Origin of the sequence: Paracidovorax wautersii (genome assembly GCF_900113035.1) — a bacterium.
GTDB lineage: Bacteria > Pseudomonadota > Gammaproteobacteria > Burkholderiales > Burkholderiaceae_C > Paracidovorax > Paracidovorax wautersii.
Map to the genome: position 1 here is coordinate 126239 of NZ_FONX01000007.1, position 17385 is coordinate 143623.

General features: G+C 69.5%; 16 protein-coding genes. 6 read left to right on the forward strand and 10 right to left on the reverse strand.

The window, feature by feature from the left end:
* A complete protein-coding gene (locus BM070_RS12535; RefSeq protein ID WP_092939745.1) occupies positions 1–147 on the forward strand; it encodes an alpha-E domain-containing protein in 147 nt (48 codons plus the stop codon).
* Complete coding sequence (locus BM070_RS12540) at positions 141–1109, forward strand: alpha-E domain-containing protein (protein WP_092939746.1); 969 nt, start codon at positions 141–143, stop codon at positions 1107–1109. The genes BM070_RS12535 and BM070_RS12540 overlap by 7 nt, the downstream gene beginning before the upstream one ends.
* Positions 1110–1125: 16 nt before the next feature.
* Here the strand turns inward: BM070_RS12540 and BM070_RS12545 are convergent, their stop codons facing one another.
* On the reverse strand, positions 1126–1491 hold the full coding sequence (locus tag BM070_RS12545) for a DUF4148 domain-containing protein (RefSeq protein WP_092939747.1): 366 nt from the start codon (positions 1489–1491) through the stop codon (positions 1126–1128).
* Positions 1492–1678: 187 nt separating this feature from the next.
* Complete coding sequence (locus BM070_RS25370) at positions 1679–2050, reverse strand: VF530 family protein (protein WP_281245414.1); 372 nt, start codon at positions 2048–2050, stop codon at positions 1679–1681.
* Between the two features lie 243 nt (positions 2051–2293).
* Between BM070_RS25370 and BM070_RS12555 the strand changes: the two genes are divergently transcribed.
* Positions 2294–3733, forward strand: a complete 1440-nt coding sequence (locus BM070_RS12555; RefSeq protein WP_092939748.1) for an NAD-dependent succinate-semialdehyde dehydrogenase — start codon at positions 2294–2296, stop codon at positions 3731–3733.
* A 148-nt stretch (positions 3734–3881) separates the two neighbouring features.
* Here the strand turns inward: BM070_RS12555 and BM070_RS12560 are convergent, their stop codons facing one another.
* The 3 genes from BM070_RS12560 to BM070_RS12570 all read right to left on the reverse strand — a co-directional run bounded on the left by BM070_RS12560 (position 3882) and on the right by BM070_RS12570 (position 6107).
* Positions 3882–4580 carry a DUF4124 domain-containing protein gene (locus BM070_RS12560; protein WP_092939749.1) on the reverse strand — a complete coding sequence of 233 codons (699 nt, stop codon included), beginning with the start codon at positions 4578–4580 and terminating at the stop codon, positions 3882–3884.
* Positions 4581–4652: 72 nt separating this feature from the next.
* A complete protein-coding gene (locus tag BM070_RS12565; RefSeq protein ID WP_092939750.1) occupies positions 4653–4961 on the reverse strand; it encodes a hypothetical protein in 309 nt (102 codons plus the stop codon).
* Between the two features lie 231 nt (positions 4962–5192).
* Positions 5193–6107, reverse strand: a complete 915-nt coding sequence (locus tag BM070_RS12570) for a LysR family transcriptional regulator (RefSeq protein ID WP_092939751.1) — start codon at positions 6105–6107, stop codon at positions 5193–5195.
* A gap of 112 nt (positions 6108–6219) precedes the next feature.
* On the opposite strand from BM070_RS12570, the gene BM070_RS12575 reads away from it, so the two are divergent.
* Positions 6220–6870: an NAD(P)-dependent oxidoreductase gene (locus BM070_RS12575; RefSeq protein WP_092939752.1), complete on the forward strand. Its 651-nt coding sequence runs from the start codon at positions 6220–6222 to the stop codon at positions 6868–6870.
* 197 nt (positions 6871–7067) lie between these two features.
* On the opposite strand, the gene BM070_RS12580 is transcribed toward BM070_RS12575, so the two are convergent.
* From BM070_RS12580 to BM070_RS12595, 4 genes are all read right to left on the reverse strand, one after another.
* Positions 7068–8027 carry a chemotaxis protein gene (locus BM070_RS12580; protein WP_092939753.1) on the reverse strand — a complete coding sequence of 320 codons (960 nt, stop codon included), beginning with the start codon at positions 8025–8027 and terminating at the stop codon, positions 7068–7070.
* Between the two features lie 205 nt (positions 8028–8232).
* Positions 8233–10656: a membrane-bound PQQ-dependent dehydrogenase, glucose/quinate/shikimate family gene (locus BM070_RS12585; RefSeq protein WP_092939754.1), complete on the reverse strand. Its 2424-nt coding sequence runs from the start codon at positions 10654–10656 to the stop codon at positions 8233–8235.
* Between the two features lie 209 nt (positions 10657–10865).
* Positions 10866–12140: a CaiB/BaiF CoA transferase family protein gene (locus BM070_RS12590; RefSeq protein WP_092939755.1), complete on the reverse strand. Its 1275-nt coding sequence runs from the start codon at positions 12138–12140 to the stop codon at positions 10866–10868.
* A gap of 108 nt (positions 12141–12248) precedes the next feature.
* Complete coding sequence (locus BM070_RS12595; protein ID WP_092939756.1) at positions 12249–13445, reverse strand: acyl-CoA dehydrogenase; 1197 nt, start codon at positions 13443–13445, stop codon at positions 12249–12251.
* Between the two features lie 159 nt (positions 13446–13604).
* On the opposite strand from BM070_RS12595, the gene BM070_RS12600 reads away from it, so the two are divergent.
* Together BM070_RS12600 and BM070_RS12605 are read left to right on the forward strand one after the other, a co-directional pair.
* A complete protein-coding gene (locus BM070_RS12600) occupies positions 13605–14537 on the forward strand; it encodes a LysR substrate-binding domain-containing protein (RefSeq protein ID WP_092939757.1) in 933 nt (310 codons plus the stop codon).
* A 161-nt stretch (positions 14538–14698) separates the two neighbouring features.
* Positions 14699–14926, forward strand: coding sequence for a hypothetical protein (locus tag BM070_RS12605; RefSeq protein WP_092939758.1), 228 nt, complete (start codon positions 14699–14701; stop codon positions 14924–14926).
* Positions 14927–15622: 696 nt separating this feature from the next.
* Here BM070_RS12605 and BM070_RS12610 read toward each other — a convergent pair.
* The gene (locus tag BM070_RS12610; protein WP_092939759.1) at positions 15623–17227 is read right to left on the reverse strand and encodes a histidine kinase famiy protein; all 1605 of its coding nucleotides are present in this window, start codon (positions 17225–17227) and stop codon (positions 15623–15625) included.
* Positions 17228–17385: the final 158 nt, after the last annotated feature.

Genomic DNA, 17385 nt, shown 5'->3' on the forward strand with positions numbered 1-17385 from the left:
ATGCTGAGCCGTACCGCCGATCACCTGTTCTGGATGTCCCGCTGCACCGAGCGAGCAGAAAAGCACGCCGCAGGCGGGCTTTCGCTACAACACCGCGTGCGCGCGCAGCGCGTGCGGGGTTCTCTGCCCGAGGAGGCTGCATGCTGAGTCGTACTGCCGATCATCTGTTCTGGATGTCCCGCTACACCGAGCGGGCAGAGAACACCGCCCGGATGCTGAACGTCAACTACGAGACGTCGCTCCTGCCCCAGTCCGCCGCCGTCTCGGAAGAGGGCTGGCAGGGCCTGCTGTCCATCAGCGAGCTGATGCCCGCTTACGTCGCCAAGCACGGCGAGGTCACGCCGGCCGGGGTGCTGAATTTCATGGTGCATGACGGCACCAACCCGTCGTCCATCGTGTCGTGCCTGCGCGCGGCCCGCGAAAACGCCCGCGCAGTGCGCGGCGCGCTCACCACCGAGGTGTGGGAAACGCAGAACCAGACCTGGCTGGAATTGAGCCGGCAGCTGGGCGGCGGCGCGTTCGAGCGCGACCCGGGCCAGTTCTTCGAATGGGTCAAGTACCGCTCGCACCTCTCGCGCGGCGTGGTGCTGGGCACCATGCTGCAGGACGAGGCCTTCCACTTCCTGCGGCTGGGCACCTTCCTGGAGCGGGCCGACAACACGGCACGCCTGCTGGACGTGAAGTTCCACGCGGTGCAGAGCGACTTCCACGGCTCGGTGCAGAACCCGCGCCGGGCCACGCCGGAGTTCGACTTCTACCACTGGAGCGCGATCCTGCGCAGCGTCTCGGCCTTCGAGGTCTATCGCAAGGCCTACCGCGACGTCATCACGCCCGAGCGCGTGGCCGACCTGCTGATCCTGCGCCGCGACATGCCGCGTTCGCTGCACGCCAGCGTGAACGAGGTAGCGGACAACCTCGCCGTGCTCTCCAACGAGCACTCGGGCGAGACCCAGCGCAAGGCCGGCCGCCTGCTGGCCGATCTGCGCTATGGCCGCATCGACGAGATCCTGGCCACCGGCCTGCACGCCTATCTCACGCAGTTCCTCGACCGCGTGAACGAACTGGGCGTGGGCATCAGCCGCGACTTCCTGGTGCCGGTGCCGGCGTAAGCCCCGAAGCCGGCGGTCAGTGCGCAGGCGCTGCCGTGGGCAGGGCGGCGCTGGCGCTCACCGATGCGTGCCCGCCGGGGCAGCCCGGGACAGGGGCATGCGGCGGCAGGGCGTCAGGCATGCCGTAGGAGCGCAGCAATTGCGCGTCCAGCTCGCCCGTCTTGCGGGCGCATTCCAGTTCGGCGATGACCTGCGCGCGGGTCAGCGGCTGCTGCGCCGTAGCTGCGGCGGCAGACGTCGTCTGCGGTGTTGCGGAGGGCGCCGTTTGCGCCATCGCGGCGTGGCAGCCCAGCGTGGCCAGCAGCAGGCCCGCCGTGGCGGAGCGAACGGCCTGCAGGGCCGTGCGGGAATGACGTGAGGGGTGGAGTGGCAGAGGGTTCATGGCAGCAACTTCTGGTGAGTGCCGGAGGGCGGATTGCCTTCCGTGCCGTCACTGTGCTGCCGCAGCCGGCCCCGATCCAGTGCGCTGCGACGAAGCGCCGCAGGGCTTGCGCGAATCGCCGCCCGCTTTCGCCAGCCGCGGCCTGATATCTGCCCCGGAAGCTGCCGGGTTACTCGCGTCGCCCGTTCTACGGCCTGGCGTTGCGGCGCTGGTCGCGCAGCATGAAGAGGTACAGGCTCTCCACCTTCTCGCGCGCCCAGGGCGTCTTGCGCAGGAACTTCAGGCTGGACGACACGCTCGGGTCGCTTTGGAAGCAGCGCACGGGAATGCGCTCGGCCAGGCCCTGCCAGCCGAAATACGTGTGCAGCCCCACCACCATGGCCTCCAGCGTCACGCCGTGCAGCGGGTCGCGGGACGAGGAAGGGGTGGGCTTGGTGGCTACCGCAGCCTCTGCTGCCGAGGCTGTTGCCGCTGTGGCCGGCGCTGGCGGGGTGGATGGCTGGGTCGCAGCCGCCGCGGAAGCGGCAGGAGCGCTGGGGCTGGAAGGAACGACGGTCATGGCGGTGGAGCATAAGCCACGCACGGCGGCCCGGGCCGTTTCGCCGGCAGGGGGCGCATGTCCTTCTGAATGCGGCCTGGAACACGCTATTACATGGCGATGTCTCGCCCGAGCCTGCAGACATCGTACAACCGGCCTATAGTTGCCGGTTGGCACTGCGCGTGCCCGGCCTGCCCCGTGCGGTCCCGGAGCGTGCAGCGCGTTCGACACCCCTCTCTCAGAACCCCAACAGGAGCTTTTTGCATGACGTATCCGAATACGCAACTCTTCATCGCAGGTACCTGGCAGGACGCCGCCGATGGCAAGACCATCGCCGTCCACAACCCGTCCACGGGCAAGGAAATCGGCCGCGTGGCGCACGCCGGCAAGGCCGACCTGGACCGGGCGCTGGAGGCGGCTCAGAAGGGGTTCGAGACCTGGCGCGACATGCCCGCCATCGAGCGCGCCAAGATCATGCGCCGCGCTGCCGGCCTGATGCGCGAGCGCGCCGAAGCCATCGGCCGCATCCTCACGCAGGAGCAGGGCAAGCCGCTGGCCGAGGCCAAGATCGAAGCCATGGCCGCAGCCGACATCATCGACTGGTTCGCCGACGAAGGCCTGCGCATCTACGGCCGCATCGTGCCCTCGCGCGGCAACCTGAACGTGCGCCAGCTGGTGCTCAAGGACCCGGTGGGCCCGGTGGCCGCGTTCACGCCCTGGAACTTCCCCATCAACCAGGTGGTGCGCAAGATGGCCGCCGCTCTGGGCGCGGGCTGCTCCATCCTCGTCAAGGCGCCTGAAGAAACCCCGGCCAGCCCGGCCGAGCTGATCCGCGCCTTCGCCGATGCCGGCGTGCCGGCCGGCACGGTGGGCCTGGTGTATGGCGATCCGGCCGAGATCTCCGGCTACCTCATCCCGCACCCCATCATCCGCAAGGTCACCTTCACGGGCTCCACCGCCGTGGGCAAGCAGCTGGCAGCGCTCGCCGGCAAGCACATGAAGCGCGTGACCATGGAACTGGGCGGCCACGCCCCGGTGATCGTGGCGGAAGACGCCGACGTGGAACTGGCCGTGAAGGCCGCCGGCGGCGCCAAGTTCCGCAACGCCGGCCAGGTCTGCATCTCGCCCACGCGCTTCCTGGTGCACGAAAGCATCCGCCGCGACTTCGTCGCCGCGCTCACGCGCCATGCGCAGAGCCTGAAGGTGGGCGATGGCCTGGCCGAAGGCACGCAGATGGGCCCGCTGGCCAACCCGCGCCGCGTGAGCGCCATGACCGATCTGATGCAGGACGCCGTGAAGAACGGCGCGCAGGTCACGGCCGGCGGCGAGCGCATCGGCGGCGAAGGCAACTACTTCCAGCCCACCGTGCTGGACAACGTGCCGCTGTCGGCCCGCATCTTCAACGAAGAGCCCTTCGGCCCCGTGGCCGCCGTGCGCGGCTTCGAGAAGATCGAGGACGCCATCGCCGAAGCCAACCGCCTGCCCTACGGCCTGGCGGGCTATGCCTTCACCAGCTCGCTGAAGTACGCGCATCTGCTGTCGCAGCGCGTGGAAGTGGGCATGCTCTGGATCAACCAGCCCGCCACGCCGTCGGCCGAACTGCCCTTCGGCGGCCTCAAGGATTCGGGCTACGGCTCCGAAGGCGGCCCGGAAGCCATCGAGGCGCACCTGAACACCCGTTCGGTCTCGATCACCAACGTGTGATCTGCGCCTGAGCGCCCCAAGGCCAGGGCCTGTGCCCTGGCCCTGCTGGGGCGGTCAGCAGCCCGGCCGTTGCGTGCTCAGGTACGGAGCCCGCGATGGCTCGGGCTCGGCGCGCTGGGCTGCCCCTCGCTGGCGGCCCGCTACCGCCTCAGTGCGGATACACGTTGCCCTGCCGGTCGTAGCAGCGGAACACGTTGCACTGCGTCATCTCCGGCCGGGGCTGCGGCGCAGGCCGGGATGGCACGACCACCACGCCGGGCGGCGCGTAATAGGGCGATGCGTATTGCGGCGCCACATAGGCCGGCCGGTTGGCGCGTGCCCGTTCGGCTTCGGCATAGGCCGCGGGCGTGAGGCAGGCCAGATCGGCCTGGCGCTGGGCCGCGTCCAGGCGCGTCGCCTCGTCGTACATGCCCTGGCCCAGGCTGGCCGTGACGTCCTGCAGCTGCCGGCGCGCGCGCTGGCAGGCGGCGCTCTGCGCTGGGTCGGGCCGCGCCTCGTTGCCGCTGCGCGCCTGCGAACGGCGCTCGCGCGCATCGCGGGCGGCATCCAGCCGCTCCTGTTCGGCTTCGGCGCGCAGGCGCTGCTGGCGTTGTTCCAGCGCCTGCGCCGCCTGTTCCCGTTCCTGCCGTATCTGCGCCTCGGTCTTGCGAGGCTCCACTTCGGTCACGGCCGTGCCGCGGCTGCAGCTGCCGTCGGTGTAGGTGACCTTGCCGGTGGTGGCGTCGGTGCAGCGCAGCACCTGGGCGCCCGCACCTGCGGCCAGCAGGCCGGCACCGGCCGCGCAGGCGAGCGCCCGCAGCAGCCGCGATGGGCGAGAGGGGGAACGGGGTGTGTGCGGCGATGGCATGGGATGGCCTGGATGGATGGCGATGGGGTGCGGCGGGCGCGAGGTGCTGCAAGTGTGCGGCAATCCTGGCGCTCAGCGCCAGTCGTTCCCGGAGGGGCCGTCGCCTCGCTGCCAGACCGGCCGCGGGACGGGCGCGGAGTTGGCGGAACGGGGCATGGGAATGCCGCCTGGGCTGGAATAGACGTAGCGCGGCGGCGGCTCGTACACCGGGATGGTGGAATAGGTGGCCGGGTAGCCGCCTGCCATGTCGGGCACGCGCGGGTATTCGCCGTAGTAGCTGTTGTCGTCGTAGGGCTCGCCCGGCAGCGCGACGCAACCCATGACCAGGCCGGCCAGCGCCGTGGTTGCGGTGAGCCGCAGCGCAAGGAGCAGATGGGGCATGGCCTGTCTCTTTCTTTCTGGGTGGATGTGGCCCGGAGCCTCGCTCATGGGCATTGCGTGCCGGGGCCGGCCTCGGTGCGCCGGATTCGCCGGTCGATGGCGCTTTCCATGACTGACTGACGCGCGACGGCTTATTTTGGTTGACCCTGCGGCCTGGCCCGTGTCCGCCTTGGCCTTGACCTTGCCGGGGGCTGCTTCGTGGGGCCGCGCGTGTCGCCAAGCCCCGCCGGCTCAGTCGCTCACGCCCGGCTGCTGCCGCAGATAGTCCTGCAGCGCGGCGATGGCCTGGCGCACCTTGGCGGGCTGGGTGTCGCGCTGCGGGGTGACAGCCCAGATGCGCAGCCCGTCCGCCGGGCCGAAGTGCCACTGCGGCATCACGCGCACCAGCTGGCCGCTCTCCAGCGCGTCCTGCACGTCGATGCTGCCCAGCAGGGCCAGGCCCAGGCCGGCTTCGCACATCTGCTGGATCGACAGCTGGTTGTTGCTGGCGATGCGGGGCTGCACGCGCAGCGTGTGCGACTCGGCGCCGGGTGCGCTGCTTTTCATCTCGATGCGCAGGCCGCCTTCGCGCGCGAAGCCCAGCCAGGGCGGGTCCAGCAATTGCCCGGGTGTCTGCGGCATGCCGTGCCGGGCCAGCCACTGCGGCGCGGCGCACAGCCACCAGTGCAGCGTGCCCAGGCTGCGCGCGGCCCAGGAGGAATCGGGCAGGCCGCCGAAGCGAACGGCCAGGTCCACGCGTGCCTCGATGAGGTCGATCAGCGCATCGTCCACCAGCAGGTGCAGGCGCAGCGCTGGGTGCGCGGCCAGCAGCGGGCCGAGGGAGGGCGCGATGTGCCGCGCGAAGCCCACCGGAGCCGCCAGCCGCAGCTCGCCGCTGGGCACATCGCGCGAGGCCGCCAGCTCGGCCCGGGCCTGGTCGGCCGCCGCGCACATGGCCGCGCACTGCGCGTGGTAGCGGGCGCCGGCTTCGGTCAGGGTCAGCTTGCGGGTGGAGCGATGCAGCAGCGTGACGCCGCCCGCCTGTTCCAAGAGCCGCACCTGCTGGCTGATGGCCGAGGGGCTCATGCCCAGCGCCCGGGCGGCGCCGCTCATGGAGCCATGCCGCACCACCGTGGCGAAGATGGCCATGCGCTTGAGATCGTCCATTGTGAAGCTGTCCTTCAAGGAGATGGCTGAAAAAGCCGTCTAGTGCGTCGATTGTGCATTCCATACGATGGCGGCATCGCCTCGACGGCTTTTGGGACGGAAGGACACTCTGATGAAAATCGCATTGATCGGTACGGGTTTCGTGGGCAGCGCGGTGCTGGAAGAACTGCTGGAGCGCGGCCATCGCGTGACGGTGCTGGCCCGCCACCCCGAGAAGCTGGAGCCGCGCGAAGGCTTGAGCGTGGTGGCGGCCGATGCGCAGGTGGCCGCGCAGGTGGCGGCTGCCGTACGGGACCATGACGCGGTGATCAGCGCCTACAACCCCGGCTGGACGGTGCCGGACATCCACGACCAGTTCCTGGCCGGCAGCCTCGCCATTCTGGAAGGCGTGCGTGCCTCGGGCGTCAGGCGCGTGCTGGTGGTGGGCGGCGCGGGCAGCCTGTTCGTGGCGCCGGGCGTGCAGCTGGTCGATACACCGGAATTTCCGGCCGAATGGAAGCAGGGCGCCCTCGCGGCCCGCGAGCTGCTGACCCGCATGCGCCAGGAGCAGCAGCTGGAATGGACCTTCCTCTCCCCGGCCATCCTGCTGGAGCCGGGCCCGCGCACCGGCCGCTACCGCCGCGGCACCGAATCGCCCCTGATGAACGGCGACCAGCCGGGCCGCATCAGCGTGGCCGACCTGGCCGTGGCGCTGGTGGACGAGCTGGAAGATCCGCAGCACGTGCGCGCGCGCTTCACGGTGGCCGAAGAGCTGCCGGCCTGAAGCGGCACACGCCAAGCGCCGTGCGGGGTTGCCGGCCCGCGCTGCGGGCGGCGGTGCGGTGCCTCACGGAGCCGGTTCGCCGAGGGGCAGCCGTTCCCGGTCCGTGAGCGGATCGCCCGTCTGATGCTATGAAAAAAAGAGCTGCCAGCGCTTGCAGTACAAGCGCTGGCAGCTCTTTCGATGGGTAATGGGTGGCTTCAGGTCGGCAGCACCCGGCGCATGGTTTCGGCCAGATCTTCGGCCACGAACTTGGCGACGTAGGCATCGGCGCCGACGCTGCGCACATGGTCTTCGTTGGCCGAGCCCGAGAGCGAGGAGTGGATGACCACCGGGATGTCCTTGAGCCGCGCGTCCTGCTTGATGTTGCGGGTCAGGGTGAAGCCGTCCATCTCGGGCATTTCCAGGTCGGTCAGCACCAGCGAGATGCGGTCCGCGGCGGTCTTGCCCTCGGCCTCGGCGCCCCGGGCGATGGCGTTGAGCCGGTCCCAGGCTTCCTTGCCGGACTTGGTCATTTCGTAAGGCGCCTGCAGGGCCTGCAGTTCCTGCTCGATGAGCGTGCGGGCGACGAAGGAGTCGTCCGCCGCCAGCACGATGCTGCCGGGCTTGATCTTCAGGCGCGGGCCGACCTTCTCCGGGTCCACATGGTGTTCGTCCGAAGGCGACACCATCTGCAGGATGGCTTCCACGTCCAGCACCTGGGCGAGGCGCGAGCCGTCGGTGTTGCCGTCCAGCCGGGCGATGCTGGTCACCAGCTTGCCGCCGGCGCCGCTGGTCTCGGCCGACAGCACCTGCTTCCAGTCCAGCCGCACGATGTCTTCGACCGACTCGACCGCGAAGGCCTGGGTGGTGCGCGCGTATTCGGTCACCAGCATGATGTTCAGCCCGGTCTGCGGCGTGCAGCCGACGATGGCGGGCAGGTCCAGCACCGGAATGATCTGGCCCCGCAGGTTGACGACGCCCAGGGAGTGCGGCGTGGCGCCCGCGATCGGCGTGATGTTGGGCATGGCCACGATCTCGCGGATCTTGAACACGTTGATGCCGAACAGCTCCGACTTGCCGAGTGCGCTATCCGTGCCCAGCCGGAACAGCAGCAATTCGAACTTGTTGGTGCCGGTGAGGCTGGTGCGCTCGTCGATGTCCTGCTGAACTGCTTTCATTGCAACTCCTTGGCGCGGATGCGCGTGCCGGCAAATTCTAAGGGGGCGACCGCTTTTTCCCTGGCTGGCGTTTACCCCGCCTGCGTGGCCTGCATGCCACGGGTGTGACACGGAGCGCACAAAGGCGGGCAGAGCCATCCCGGCAGGTGCCGCGGTGGCGCGCTGGGTGGTTCCCCGCGCGCCCTCCGCGCACCGTGCCTGCGCCTCAGCGGGGCAGGGCGTAGGCGATCACGTAGTCGCCCCGGTCGGGCGAGTTGCGCGCGCCGCCGGCGGACACGACCACGTACTGGCGGCCGTCGGAGCGGGCCTTGTAGCTGATCGGCGTGCCCTGGCTGCCCACGGGCAGGCGGGCCTTCCAGACTTCGCGGCCGGTGCCGCTGTCGTAGGCGCGCAGGTAGTAGTCCTGCGTGGCGGCGATGAACACCAGCCCGCCCTGCGTGGCCATCGTGCCGCCGATGGTGGGCATGCCGATGGGGATGGGCAGACCCATCTTGATGCCGAAGGGGCCCGTGTCCTTCACGGTGCCCACCGGCACCTGCCAGGCGACCTGCTGGGTCTTCAGGTCCACGGCCGTCAGCGTGCCGAAGGGCGGCTTCTGGCAGGGGATCTCCAGCGGAGACATGAAGCGCACCTTGGCGTTGATGGCGTAGGGCGTGCCGTCGAGCGCGACGGGGCGGGTGATGGCGGCGGCCTCGTTGCCGTCGGACTTCTTGCCGGCATCGGCCGGGTCGGCCGGAATCAGCTGCACTTCCAGGCCCACGCGCATGTCGTTGACGAACAGGTAGCCGCTGGTCGGGTCGATCGAGAGGCCGCCCCAGTTCATGCCGCCCAGCGAGCCGGGCAGGTTCAGCGACGGGTCCGTGCCCGGGGGCGTGAACAGGCCGTCGTAGCGCTTGGACTTGAAGTGGATGCGGCACAGCAGCTGGTCGAACGGCGTGGCGCCCCACATGTCCGATTCCTGGAGCCGGTCCGCGCCGATGCTGGGCATGCCCACCGAGAAGGGCTGCGTGGGCGAATAGGTTTCGTTCGGAATCTTGCCCGGCGTCACGGGGCGCTCTTCCACGCGCGTGAGCGGCTGGCCGGTGCGGCGGTCCAGCACGAAGAGCTGGCCGGCCTTGGTGCCGAACACCATGGCGGGCGCGCTGCTGCCGTCCGGCTTCTTGAAGTCGAAGAAGGTCGGCTGCATGGGCACGTCGAAGTCCCAGAGGTCGTCATGCACCGTCTGGTACACCCACTTCTCGCGGCCGGTGGTGCCGTCCACGGCGAGCATCGATGCGCCGTACTTGCGGTCCAGCGCCGTGTGCTTGACGCCCCAGAGGTCGATGGCCGCGCTGCCCACCGGCATGAAGACGGTGTTGGACTGCGGGTCGTACGACATGGGCGCCCACACGTTGGGCGTGGAGCGCACGTAGGTCTTGCCAGGGGCCGGAGCGGACGGGTCCGCAGGGTTGCCCGGGTCGAAGCCCCAGCGCAGCGCGCCGGTCATCACGTCGAAGCCGCGCACCACGCCGCCGGGCATGTCGGTGCTGACGTTGTCGGCCACGCGGCCGCCCACGACGATGGTCGTGCCAGCCAGCGTGGGGGCCGAGGTGGGGTAGTACTCGCCCTTGTCGGCGCCCTTGCCCATGCCGGCGCGCAGGTCCACGCGGCCTTGCTTGCCGAAGTCGGCGCAGAAGGCGCCGGTGTCGGCATCCAGCGCGATCAGCTCGGGCGTGACGCTGTTCATCAGGATGCGGCGCTGGCAGGCCGCGCCGGCGGCCAGCTTCACGGCCGGCACGGGCGTGGCGCCCTCCACGGTGGGCTGCTCCAGCGGCGCATTGGCGTCGAAGTAGGCCAGGCCGCGGCAACGCATCCACTTCTTCTGCTTGGCGTTGATCTCGGTCTTCCAGATTTCCTTGCCGGTGGCCGCGTCCAGCGCGATCACGTTGTTGTGCGGCGTGCAAAGGAACACGCGGTCGCCGATCTGCAGGGGCGTGAGCTGGTCTTCCGCTCCGCCGCCGCCGGGGCTGACGGGCGTGTCGCCCGTGCGGTAGGTCCAGGCCACCTGCAGCTGGGAAACATTGTCGCGCGTGATCTGGTCCAGCGCCGCGAAGCGGCTGCCGCCCGAGGTGTTGCCGTAGTGGGCCCAGTCCGCCGGCCCGGCGCCGGCTGCCACGGGCGTCAGCGCGGGGCCGGGGCCCTGCGCGGCCACCACCGCATGCGGCTGGAACATGCCCCAGACGCCGCCCAGGAAGGCCAGCGCCAGCACGCCCGCGAGGGCCCAGGCCGGCCGGCGCGCCGTGCCGCGCACCAGCGGGTACGAGGCGGCCACCAGGATGGCGATGCCCGCGAAGGTCATGATGCGCGAGACCAGCGGCCAGAAGTCCAGGCCCACGTCGGCCAGCGCCCAGGCCACGGTGCCGATGAACACGGCGCCGTAGATCCAGCTGCCCGATGCGCGCGCCCGCGCGATCTGCACGCCGGAGACGGCGAGCGCGATGCCGGCGATGACGAAGTACTTGCTGCCGCCGAGCGCGGCCAGCCGGTAGCCATAGACGGCCAGGAACGCGCCCGCGCAGAGGATGAGCAGGCCGAGCACGGCCAGCCACACCCTTGCGCCGGCGGATGCGGCGGTTGGATTGTTTTGCATGGATTCCCTTGGGAGTGTTTTATTGACGCATCGCCCTCTGCGCTGTTCAAGACAGAGCAGGCAGGGGCTGAAAACGAGGTCGAAAAGTCTAGGTACGCCGCGTCGGCCTGTCCTGGCGCGCCATGAATGCCCTTGGCGTGAGCGCGGGACCTTTCACCGCAGGCCACGCGACGTCGCCGTTTGTGCGTGGAGTGCCTGCGGCCTCATGTTCATAGTACGCCCGAACTCCGCAGCGCGGCGATGCCGGCCGCATCCAGGCCGAGCTCTGCCAGCACCTCGTCCGTGTGCTGGCCCAGGGCCGGCGGTGCATGGCGCAGCACGGGCGGGTGGGCCGAAAGCCGCAGCGGGCTGGCCACGGTGGCGATGGTGTCCACCCCGTCGCCGGCCTCGCCCTGCGGCCAGCGGGGCAGGTCCACGTGCAGGCCGCGCGCCTGCACCTGGGGGTCGTCGAAGGCCTGGGCGATGGTGTTGATGGGGCCGCAGGGCACGGCCTTGTCCTGCAGCAGGGCGACCCACTCGGCCGTGCTGCGCGTGCGGGTGAGCGGCTGCATCAGCGCGACCAGCTCGGCCCGGTGGCGCACGCGCAGGGTGTTGGTGGCGAAGCGCGCGTCCTCGGCCCACTGCGGCATGCCGGCGGCGGCGCAGAAGCGGGCGAACTGGCCGTCGTTGCCGATGGCCAGCAGCATGTTGCCGTCGGCCGTGGGGAAGTCCTGGTAGGGCACCAGGCTGGGGTGGCTGTTGCCCATGCGGCCGGGCGATTCGCCCGTGGCGAGAAAGCCCGCCGCCTGGTTGGCGAGCACGGCCATGCCCACGTCCAGCAGCGCCATGTCGATGTGCTGGCCCCGGCCCGTGCCGGTGGCGGCGTTGTCGCGGGCATGGAGCGCGGCCAGGATGGCGTTGCTGGCATAGAGCCCGGTGAAGAGGTCGATCACCGCCACGCCCACGCGCAGCGGGCCGCCGCCGGGCGCTTCGTCGGGCCGGCCGGTGATGCTCATGAGCCCGGTCATGGCCTGCACCATCAGGTCGTAGCCGGCGCGCTCGGCATAGGGGCCGGTCTGGCCGAAGCCGGTGACCGAGCAGTAGATGAGGCGCGGGTTCAGCGCGCACAGGCTGTCGTGGTCCAGCCCGTATTGGCGCAGGCCGCCGACCTTGAAGTTCTCCACCACCACGTCGGCCTGCTGCGCCATGCGGCGGATCAGCTGCTGGCCTTCGGGCTTGCCCAAGTCGATGGTGACCGAGCGCTTGTTGCGGTTGCAGGCGGCGAAGTAGCTGGCCTGCGGCGTGTCGCGGCCCTCGGCATCCTGCAGGAAGGGCGGGCCCCAGTGGCGCGTGTCGTCGCCCGCGCCGGGGCGCTCCACTTTCACCACGTCCGCGCCCAGGTCGGCCAGCACCTGGGTGCACCAGGGGCCTGCCAGCACGCGGGAGAGGTCGAGCACCTTGATGCCCGCCAGGGCGCCGGGCGGGGAGGGGTGGGGCGCGGTCATGGGTGTCGAAACCGTGGGTTTGAGTGAAAACAGCTGGCAGCCCAGGTGGATCAAGCGCTGCAAGCTATTGATTCGATAGCGTTGCGCCGGTGCGGCGCGAACGGCGGGTCAGTTCCCGAACGCCGCGATCCCGGTCTGCGCCCGGCCCAGGATGAGCGCATGCACGTCGTGCGTGCCCTCGTAGGTGTTGACCACCTCCAGGTTGACCAGATGGCGCGCCACGCCGAACTCGTCGCTGATGCCGTTGCCGCCCATCATGTCGCGGGCCAGGCGGGCGATGTCCAGCGCCTTGCCGCAGTTGTTGCGCTTGATGATGGAGGTGCCTTCGACCGACGCGATGCCCTCGTCCTTCATGCGGCCGAAGCGCAGCGCGGCCTGCAGGCCCAGCGCGATCTCGGTCTGCATGTCGGCCAGCTTCTTCTGGATGAGCTGGTTGGCGGCGAGCGGCCGGCCGAACTGCTTGCGGTCCAGCGTGTACTGGCGGGCGGTGTGCCAGCAGAACTCCGCCGCGCCCATCGCGCCCCAGGCGATGCCGTAGCGCGCGCTGTTGAGGCAGGTGAACGGGCCCTTGAGGCCCTGCACTTCGGGGAACGCGTTCTCTTCGGGCACGAACACGTCGTCCATCACGATCTCGCCGGTCACGCTGGCGCGCAGGCCGACCTTGCCGTGGATGGCGGGCGCGCTCAGGCCCTTCATGCCCTTTTCGAGCACGAAGCCGCGGATGGGACCGAGGGCGCCGCCTTCGGAGACTTCCTTGGCCCAGACCACGAAGACGTCGGCCACCGGGCTGTTGGTGATCCACATCTTGGTGCCCTTGAGCTTGTAGCCGCCGGCGGTCTTGTAGGCCCGCGTGGCCATGCTGCCCGGGTCGGAGCCGTGGTCGGGCTCGGTCAGGCCGAAGCAGCCGATCCATTCGCCGCTGGCCAGCTTGGGCAGGTATTTCTGCTTCTGCGCCTCGGAGCCGAATTCATGGATGGGCACCATCACCAGCGAGCTCTGCACGCTGGCCATGGAGCGGTAGCCCGAATCGACGCGCTCGACCTCGCGCGCGATCAGGCCGTAGGCCACGTAGCTCAGGCCCGGGCCGCCGTACTGTTCGGGAATGGTGGGGCCGAGCAGGCCGACTTCGCCCATCTCGCGGAAGATGCTGGTGTCCATCTTCTCGTGGCGGAAGGCGTCCAGCACGCGCGGGGCCAGCTTGTCCTGGCAATAGGCGGCGGCGGCATCGCGGATGGCGCGCTCGTCGTCGGTGAGCTGTTGCTCGATCAGGAAAGGGTCGTCCCATTGGAAGGCGGCGTGGGCCATGGCGTGTCTCCGGTATCGGTGAGGGCAGGGTGCCCAGGCATGCAGGCAATGCATGGCGTGAGCTGGTGCCAGCATCGTATGGAGCGCAAGGCCAGCGCGCAAACGACTTGTTTTCATCCAGAAATGCGCAGATGGAATGTCTGGGTTAGCCTTGCGCCCATGCACCGACATCTTCCCTCCACCCAGGCGCTGGCCTGTTTCGAAGCCGCCGCCCGGCACGAGAGCTACACCCGCGCGGCGCAGGAGCTGTCGCTGACGCAGAGCGCGGTCTCCCGCCAGATCCTCGCGCTGGAGGAATGGCTGGGCGTGCAGCTCTTTCGCCGCACGCGCCACGGCGTGGTGCTGACGCCTGCCGGCACGCGCTACGGCCGCCAGGTCGCCCGCTGGCTGCAGGGGCTGGAGCGCGACACGCTGGAGGTGATGGCCCACCAGGGCCGGGGCGGTGCGCTGTCGCTCGCAGCGGTGCCGACCTTCGCCACGCGCTGGCTGATTCCGCGCCTGCCGCAGCTGGCGGCGCTGCATCCCGACATCGTGGTCCACATCGAGACGCGCACGCGGCCCTTCCTCTTCGCCGACACCACCTTCGACGCCGCGCTCTACGCCGGCACGCCCGAGCAGATCGCCCAGTGGCCGGGCGTGCAGGCGCAACTGCTCTTGCACGAAGACGTGGTGCCGGTGTGCAGCCCGCGCCTGCTCGAAGCCGCCGCCCGGCGCAGTCCCGGCCGGGCGCACCAGCCCGTGCCGGCGCAGATGCTGGCGCGCCTGCCGCTGCTGCAGCAGAGCACGCGCCCCCTGGCATGGCAGCAATGGTTCGCCGCGGCGGGCGTGGAGGCGCCGCGCGCGCTGGACGGGCCGCGCTACGAGCTCTTTTCCATGCTGGCAGTGGCCGCCACGCACGGCCTGGGCGTGGCGCTGATACCGCCTTTGCTGATCGAAGCCGAGATCGCCCGGGGCGAGCTGGTCGTGGCCTGCGCCCAGCCTTTGCGCGGCGAGCGTGCGTATTACCTCATCAGCCCAGCGCAGGAGCCGCCCGCCGTGCTCGCCACCTTCGCCGCATGGCTGCAGGACTGCGCCGCGAGTGGGGCAGGGTAAAGGTGTAACCGGTTGCATCAATGCGGAAGCAGGGCTACGCTGGAGCCAGGTTCCGAAAGGCCGGATGCCGCGTTTTTCCGGCGCGCGTCCTGCCTGCCGGAACCGACGCGCCTCGTGCGCACTCTGTCCTTCATCAGCATCAACAACAAGGAGTTCCGACCATGGCTGCCATCCCGTCCACCTACCATGCACCCACGTTCGAGCCCACCCTGGACGAGATCGAAACCCTGAAGCAGCTGGAGATGGGGCGCACCATCAGCGTGCCCGAAGCGCTCAAGCACCACCTGTCAGGCCGCCTGCTGCACTGGGGCATGGTCGCCCAGGCCACGGGCGGCGACTGGCACATCACCGAAGCCGGCCGCCAGATCATCAGGCGCCAGAACAACTGATCCCGCCCGGGCGGGCCGCCCCGCTGGAGCCGCGGGGCGGTGGCTGCGGCAAGCGATCTCGTCCTACGCGCCCGCTGTCAACCGCCACATACATTGGCTGGAATCAGTGGGGGCGTCGTGATCGGAGCCCTCGTCATCCCGGTTTTCCCAGCTCCAAGGAGTGTGACCATGCCGCACCGCTGTCCTCAGCCCATCGTCGATCTTGCCGCCGGCAGCGCAGGCTGCAAGCGGTGTGCGGTAGGCCTGGGTTGCGAATGCTCCCGCCGCATGGCCATGGCGTTCCAGGCATTCCGCCTGGTTGCGCAGCAGAGCTGACCCGTTCACCAGCGTGATCGCACCATCGCTCAGCCGATTCGTCCAGCCAAACCTATTGCAGGTGCGGCGCGAGGATGCAGGCGACGGTCGTGGTGGTGAACGGATTCATACTGCCCCACATTCCCCGGGATCGGGCAGGCCAATCAGTACACCACTCCCGCGATGCCACGCTGGGACCCTTTCGATGGCAGGCGTACGCGTTCAGCGCCTGTCGCCCGGAAAGCCGGGCCAGCCGGTGGAGCCCGATGGGCCCGGCCCGGCGCCTGAACCCGCGGACGCCCCGCCCCACATCCTTTGTGTAGAGCACTGACCTGGCGTGAATCCGGGACGGGATAGCCGGAGCAGCCGTTTCAGCCACCCCGAGCGACCCGGCCAACTCCTTCAGCGGGGCCGCAGCATCCGCGCCCCGGTATGGCCCTCGATCGCCAGCCTCACCCTGCGGGCCAGTTCGCTCATGCCGTAGGGCTTCTTCAAGACGTCGAATTCCGCACCCTCCGGCACATCCGAGATATTGCCGTCACCCGCGTACCCGGTCGTCAGCAGGATGGCGATGCGGGGATTGCGCTTGCGCACCTCGCGCGCCAGCATGAAGCCGTTCATGCCCCCGGGCATCAGCACGTCGGAGAAGATCAGGTCCGGCACCATCGGGTTGGTGCGCGAGTCCAGGCGGGCCAGCGCCTGGGCCGCATCGGTGGCGATCTCGACCTGATAGCCCAGGCTTTCCAGCATCGCGCCGGCCAGGTCGGCCACCTCTTGCCGGTCGTCCACGACCAGCACGAATTCCGTGCCACCCCTTTCGGCCGCCTTGTCGTCCGGCTGCTTGCTGGGCGGCAGGTGCATGGCTTTGCCCGTCGCGGGAAAGTAGAGCCGCACGGTGGTGCCTACCCCGACTTCGGAATAGATGTTGACCGTGCCCCCGGACTGCTTGGCGAAGCCATACACCATCGACAGGCCCAGCCCGGTGCCCTGGCCCTCGGGCTTGGTGGTGAAGAACGGGTTGATGACCTGCTTGATGAGTTCGGGCGGAATGCCTTCGCCCGTGTCGGTGATGGCCAGGGTCACGTACGCGCCGGGCTGCAGGCCTCCATAGGCCGACACATCGCCGCCCGTCACTTCCACGTTGCTGGTCTGCAGCGTGACCTTGCCGCCGGTGGGCATGGCGTCGCGCGCGTTCGTGATGATGTTGAGGATCGCGGCTTCGAGCTGCGTGGGATCGACCTGGCAATTGCCCAGCGCCGGATCGAGCTGCAGCTCCAGCTGCACCCGGTCCTTGAGCGTGTCTTCGATCAGCGCGCGGATGCTCTGGGCCGTGGCGTTCAGATTGATCGGCCGGCCCTCCAGCCGCTGCTTGCGCGCGAAGGCCAGCAGCTGCTGAGTCAGCGTGGCCGCGCGCTTGACCGCCTCCGACGCGCTGCCGACGCTGGTCAGCACGGCCTCGGCATCCTTGCCGGACTGGATGCGGCGCTTGGCGATCTCCAGGTGGCCCGAGATCACCTGCAGCAGGTTGTTGAAGTCGTGCGAGATGCCGCCGGTCAACTGCCCCAGCGCCTCCATCTTCTGCGCCTGGGCCAGGGCCTGCTCCGCATCACGGCGGCGGCTCACGTCCAGCTGCGAGGCGAAGAAATAGACCAGCTGGCGGTCCTTGTTATAGACGGGCGAGACGAAGAGGGCGTTCCAGAACGAGGAGCCGTCCTTGCGGTAGTTCAGGATCTCGGTGGTGAACTCCATCCGGCTGGCGATGGCTTCGGACAGCGCGGCGACGGTGGCGCGGTCGGTGCCCGGCCCCTGCAGGAAGCGGCAGTTGGTCCCAAGGATCTCCTCGCGCGTGTAGCCCGTCATCGAGAGGAAAGCCCGGTTCACGAACACGATCGGGTTGTCAGGCTGCCGTGGATCGGTCACCAGCATGGGCATGCGGGTGGTTTCGATGGCGGTGAAGAAGATGTCGTCTTCGTGGTCCACCAGCGTGCGCACGTCGGAGCCCGCCATGGACACCTCCGGTGCGCGGGAGCCCTGAATGGGTGGCTTTTCTTCATGCGAAGTCATGCGGCATTAAAGCAGCGGCTCCAGGAGCGCCTGCGTAAGCCGATGGGCCATTTCGCGTGTCGGCGGCAGCCGCTTGGATACAGCGGTACGGCGGTTCCGCT